Source organism: Bradyrhizobium pachyrhizi, assembly GCF_001189245.1.
Taxonomy (GTDB): domain Bacteria; phylum Pseudomonadota; class Alphaproteobacteria; order Rhizobiales; family Xanthobacteraceae; genus Bradyrhizobium; species Bradyrhizobium pachyrhizi.
The window spans coordinates 203,973-209,174 of the sequence record NZ_LFIQ01000118.1 but is presented as its reverse complement, the minus strand read 5'-3'; the positions used below and the strand labels follow the sequence as shown (position 1 = coordinate 209,174).

Annotated in this window: 6 protein-coding genes; 5 read left to right on the top strand and 1 reads right to left on the bottom strand. The window is 62.1% G+C overall.

The genetic code is table 11. From position 1 onward, the window contains the following. From AKL29_RS34930 to AKL29_RS34910, 5 genes are all read left to right on the top strand, one after another. Positions 1-299: zinc-binding dehydrogenase (locus AKL29_RS34930; RefSeq protein ID WP_152977885.1), on the top strand; the 299-nt coding region annotated here is incomplete at its 5' end. Between the two features lie 269 nt (positions 300-568). After that, the gene (locus tag AKL29_RS34925; protein WP_050387284.1) at positions 569-2,005 is read left to right on the top strand and encodes an MFS transporter; all 1,437 of its coding nucleotides are present in this window, start codon (positions 569-571) and stop codon (positions 2,003-2,005) included. 89 nt (positions 2,006-2,094) lie between these two features. Further along, positions 2,095-2,514 (top strand): cupin domain-containing protein, encoded by a 420-nt coding sequence (locus AKL29_RS34920; RefSeq protein WP_050387283.1) that lies wholly within the window; start codon positions 2,095-2,097, stop codon positions 2,512-2,514. A 93-nt stretch (positions 2,515-2,607) separates the two neighbouring features. Further along, positions 2,608-3,561 carry an L-histidine N(alpha)-methyltransferase gene (gene egtD / locus AKL29_RS34915; protein ID WP_050387282.1) on the top strand — a complete coding sequence of 318 codons (954 nt, stop codon included), beginning with the start codon at positions 2,608-2,610 and terminating at the stop codon, positions 3,559-3,561. A 58-nt stretch (positions 3,562-3,619) separates the two neighbouring features. Then, positions 3,620-4,078, top strand: a complete 459-nt coding sequence (locus AKL29_RS34910; RefSeq protein ID WP_050387281.1) for a DUF3788 domain-containing protein — start codon at positions 3,620-3,622, stop codon at positions 4,076-4,078. Positions 4,079-4,919: 841 nt separating this feature from the next. Here the strand turns inward: AKL29_RS34910 and AKL29_RS46035 are convergent. Next, a partial coding sequence (locus tag AKL29_RS46035) for a carboxymuconolactone decarboxylase family protein (protein WP_430648906.1) occupies positions 4,920-5,202 on the bottom strand: 283 nt, incomplete at its 5' end.

Here is a 5,202-nt window from a genome sequence, read left to right as displayed (position 1 = left end):
TCGATCTGGTGTTCGATGTCATCGGCGGCGGCATCACGAAGCGCTCTGCTGGCGTGATCCGGCCCGGAGGAACACTGGTGACCATCGCCGGGCCGACCGAGGCGCGGCCCGCCGACGGTCTGGCGATCGACTTTGTTCTCGTGTCAGATCGCGCCCAATTGGGTGAGATCGTCCAGCGGGTGCGGGACGGACGACTTCGGACGAACATCGGCAACATAGCGACCCTCGAAGATTCCGTCGCGGCTTTCAATCCAACCACGCGGATCGTCGGGAAGACAATCATCCGCATTCGTCCATAGCCAACTCGGGGAAGGGCGAATGATCCTGTCCTCTTCGTGGGTCACCATCGCGTCGCGGAAGATCCTGCCATGCAGCACGGCCACCTCATCAGGAGGAAGAATGTGACGTTTGATCATCCGATTTTCACAGGTCGGCTAGCGCAGTCCCCTGATTGGCTGCAATGATGTTGCGAGGAGTGATCCGCGAACGGACGCGGCGGCTCGGCTTCGTGCTGCTGACCAATGAGTTCGCGCCGCTAATCGCGCAACCTAACCTGAGGGATTAGGTCGTGAGCAGCGCATCCCTGATTCTGGCCGACCGCGGCCTGGCGCTGTCCGAGCCGAAGGCCGTCGGGGCGCAGGGCAGCACCAAGGTGCTCGCCGCGTCAAGCCTGGGCGGCTGCCTCGTGTTCGTCAGCAGCGCCGTGGTCACGGTCGCTCTCGCGGCGATTGGCCGAGACATGCGTCTGTCGCCGCTCGACCTGCAGTGGGTGATGAACGCCGAGCTCCTGCCGCTCGCGGCCTTGACCTTGGTCGCCGGCGCTCTGGGTGACCGGTTCGGACAGAAGCGGATCTTCCTCGGGGGGATCGCTCTCTACGGCTTGGGCGCGGCCGCGATTGGTTTCGCGCCGAGTTTCGCGCCGCTCATCGTCGGCCGCTTCCTGCAAGGCTTGGGCGAAGCCGTGATTCTGCCGAACGGCCTTTCCGTGCTCGGGCGGGCCTTTCCCGCCGACAAGAAAGCGCGTGCGGTCGGGATCTGGTCCGCCGCCGCGGCTGTTGCCAGCGGCGTCGCGCCCGTGATCGCGGGTGCGATCCTCGATCACGGGTCTTGGCGGACCGCCTTTCTGATGCTCCTGCCCATCGTCGCCGGCGCGCTGGTCGTCGGCGCCGCGTGGATATCCAAGGACGCCCCGACCGGCGACGCCCGGATCGACGTCGGTGGGGCGGTCCTTTCAACTGTCGGGCTCGGCGGCCTGGGCGCGGGGCTGACCAGCCTGACGAACGGTTCCGGTCCGAACCTTTGGGTGCTCGTTACCCTGATCGTCGGTCTGGGCAGCTTCGCCGGCCTCATCGTGAGCCAACGGCGGTTGGGCGAAAACGCCATGCTGCCTCCGTCCCTCTTCGCCGCGCGGTCGGTCGTCGGCGCGAACCTGTTCAGCGCGCTCCTCTATGGGCCGTTCACGGTCATGCTAACCTTGATCCCCTTCGTGATGATCCGGGGCGCGCACCTCTCGACGCTGGCGGCAGGCCTGGCCTTCATTCCCCTGCAGGTGCTGATTACCGTCGTCTCGCCGCTCGCGGGTATGCTCTGCCGCCGGTTCGGCCGGCGCCTGCCATTGTTCGCCGGCGGCACCGTCGTCGCCTTGGGATGCACCATGGCGCTCCGAGTCGGTCCGAACGCGACCTATTGGGCGGACATCTTCCCCGGCATCCTGTTGCTGGCGCTGGGCATGAGCCTGGCGATCGCGCCGCTGACGACCCTCGTCCTCACCTCCGTCGAACCCGATCGCGCCGGAACTGCGTCGGGCGTCAACAGTGCGGTCTCGCGCGCCGGCTCGCTCTTCGCCATCGCCCTGCTCGGCGGCGTCCTGCAGCAGGGCGGTCCTCAGCTATTCTCAGGATTCCACATGGCGATGGCGGTCGCCGCGGTCGCCAGCGTTTTCGCCACGCTCGCGGTGTTCGTTATTGAGCCGGGGCCCCACGTTGACTTCATCCCGCGAGACTGAGCCGTTTGGTGTCCGCATTCGGCTGGCGAGCAAGTCCAGGAGGAAACAATGAAGAACGAAGACCGCCTATGGGCAGAAGGAAAAAGCTCATGAAGATCCGAACCATTACCGCGGCCACCTGCGCCGCCTTCGCCTTCTCGATGGCCCGCCCCATCCACGCGAATGATGGCGAAGCGCAAATCGTCACAAAGAAATTTGAGGCGGCCATTCCCGATATCCCTGGTAAGGCGTTGCTCGCCGTGGAGGTCGATTATGCGCCGGGCGCGGCCTCTCTGCCCCACACCCATGCGAAGTCGGCCTTCATCTACGCCTACGTGATGTCGGGCGCGATCGAATCGAGGGTGAACGACGGTGAGACGCGCATCTATCGGACAGGCGAGGGCTGGTCGGAGCCGCCGGGTGCGACCCATTCGATCAGCCGCAACGCGAGCAAGACAGACCCCGCAAAGCTGCTCGCCGTCTTCGTCCTCGATGCCAATGACAACCCGCTGACGACGCCCGTCAAATAATCTACTCGCTGCGCCAGGCAACAATCCACGGTGATGATATCGGCCGCGAGCTTATCGCGACCGTCATCTGCCGTGCCCCCGAAAGCGGAAAATATGCTTCACGTAACTAACAGCATCGATCCTGTTGAAAATGTATTCGCCCGAGACGTCGTCGGCGGGTTATCCGCTGATGTGAAGACATTGCCGAGCCGTTGGTTATACGACGAGCGTGGATCTGCACTTTTCGAAGAGATAACGAGGCAGGATGAGTATTACCTGACTCGAGCCGAAACGTCGATCTTGCGAGAGCGGGGGCGTCACATCGCCGATTTTGTAGAGTCTGGCGCGATCCTCATCGAATATGGTGCGGGAGCTGGCGTTAAGACTGAGCTCGTGCTGGCAGGGTTGCGTAACCCACGAGGCTACGTTCCGATCGATATCGCCGCCCCCTTCCTTGCAGAAACGTCGAAGAGGATCGCTTCGCGCTTCCCATCGCTCTGGGTCCGCCCGGTAGAGCGCAATTTCCTGGATGTATTCGAAGTCCCGTTTGACAGCTGCTATGGCGGCAGGACTGGATTTTTTCCGGGCTCGACGATGGGGAATCTGGACGCGATCGAGGCGAAGACCCTGCTTACGCAGATGGGGCGACACCTGGGCGACGACGGACGCGCCACCATCGGTGTCGACCTTCAGAAAAGCGTAGATATGCTTCTCCGTGCTTACGACGACAGCGCGGGCGTGACGGCCGCTTTTAACCTCAACCTCCTTGAGCGGATCAACACCGAACTGGGCGGCGACTTTCGTTTGGAGCAGTTCGAGCACGCGGCGCGCTGGAACGAAATCGACAAGGCCGTAGAGATGCACCTGGTCAGCTTATGCGATCAGCGCGTTACAATCTGTGGGCGGACGTTCAATTTCAGAACGTCGGAAACCATCCACACTGAGAGCTCCCGAAAATATACTGCGGAGAGCTTTGAGCAGCTCGCCCGCTCCGGCGGATGGAGGGTTGCCGAGGCTTGGCAGGATGCGGACAGGCTATTCGGCCTGTTCGGACTCATTCGCTACTGAGGGGCCGATCGTGCGGCCCACCAAGTTTCCCGAAAAAGAGTGGTGTAAAGGAAGCGGCATGGAGCAGTCCCCCCAAATTGGCGACAGGATCACCGACAAATCAGCATCGCCCGATGACACCACGGTCCGCGACTGGATCGGGCCGAAGGCGTTCGAGCATTGGGCCGAACTGCGGAACTGGATCGAGGAACACTACCCCGGCGTTTTCGCGCCGGATTGGCTCTATCGTGGACAGAAGCGCGGCTGGTCCCTGCGTTACAAGAGATCCAAGGCTTTCTGCACTTTTCTGCCGGAATACAGGAAGCTTTCGGTCGAGGTGGTCTTGGGGACAGCAGAGCGAGAGAAGTTTGAGGCGCGGCGCTACGAGTGGCGCACGCAGCTGGTCAAGCTTTACGATGAAGCGCAAACATATCTTGATGGAAAATGGCTGAGAGTTGCTATCTCATCCGCAGCCGATCGACATGACGTGACGGAGCTTTTAAGTATGAAGCGTCGTTTTCCACGGTCGGGCCGTTGAGACGCCCGCGCCGTGGTGGTCTCCCAGATCAGATCGGCGCGCTGCGAGCGCCTTCTTGTGCAGCGGCGCGACGTCCTCGTCCTCGCGGGCAACCTGGCGGCCTAGATCGATCCCTTGAGTGTTTCATCCGAGAGCTTCGACATTGTGGTATCGAATGACGCCGCATTGTTGACGTCGATTACCACCCGCGCGCCGGCCATGGCTTCCTTGAGCCCTTCTCCGGTGACTGTGTGTTGACGCCACAGCTTTGCGCGACGCTTGCGATCGCTTCGTGGCCGCCTTGGCGAAGAATGGCGGCGGTCTTCGCGCCGATCGGCCCGGTGCGCCGGCGAGCCTTTCGTCGATGGACCGAGCAGCCGAGCTGATCCGGTTGTGTAACGGTCGCGCGGCTGCTTGTCCTCACGATTTGCCGGCGCGTTTGTTGAAGAGGGCGACTTAGCCGAACGTCGATCCGAGATCGCCCATGGCCACGTCAGCCGCTGACCGTGATGTCGATCCGGTGTGGTTCGTCGGCGAGCTCGCTGTAGTGATCGAGGAATTACGCCGGCTGGCGCATGAAATTGGATGATCAAGCATCGCTTTCTTGCTGATCCACGATCAGCGGCAGGTTCAGCTCGGTGGCGAGCACTTTGTCTACCGTCGACGTGCGGGACCTCGCTGGTAATGAGCGGTGCAGAGTCGAAAAAAGCGGATAGCGTCGGCGATATCGGTCGGTGCACCTACCAAAGGCCCGGACGCGTTCCCAAGAAACGTTACCTGGGTGCTTCCGGGCTCTGGCGTCAAGCTCACTTACATGGAGGCTCTGAGCCCCTCAGACTTCGTCGATGCGACCGGATAGTGTTCAGATAGAGCCAGCCGGCGCAACGGCAGGAAAGTCCTTCTCGGGATCGAACACGTTATTGAAAAAGTTCGTCAGGGAGTACATGGCCACCAGCGCGACAATCTCGATGACGTTCGCATCCGTGTAGCCGGCATCGCGGACGGCCTTCAGATCGGCGTTGCTGACCTTGCCGCGGGTCGTGATGACCTTGCGCGCAAACTGGATCGCGGCGTCCCGCTTCGGGTCGCTGGCATGGCCCATCCGAGCGAGAATGATTTCATTGGCCGGCAGCTTGGCCATATGA

Excerpts from the sequence above, each read along its gene's own strand:
- AKL29_RS34920 (WP_050387283.1), top strand. The coding sequence starts at position 2,095 with ATGAAGATCCGAACCATTACCGCGGCCACCTGCGCCGCCTTCGCCTTC.
- egtD (WP_050387282.1), top strand. The coding sequence starts at position 2,608 with ATGCTTCACGTAACTAACAGCATCGATCCTGTTGAAAATGTATTCGCC.
- AKL29_RS34910 (WP_050387281.1), top strand. The coding sequence starts at position 3,620 with ATGGAGCAGTCCCCCCAAATTGGCGACAGGATCACCGACAAATCAGCA.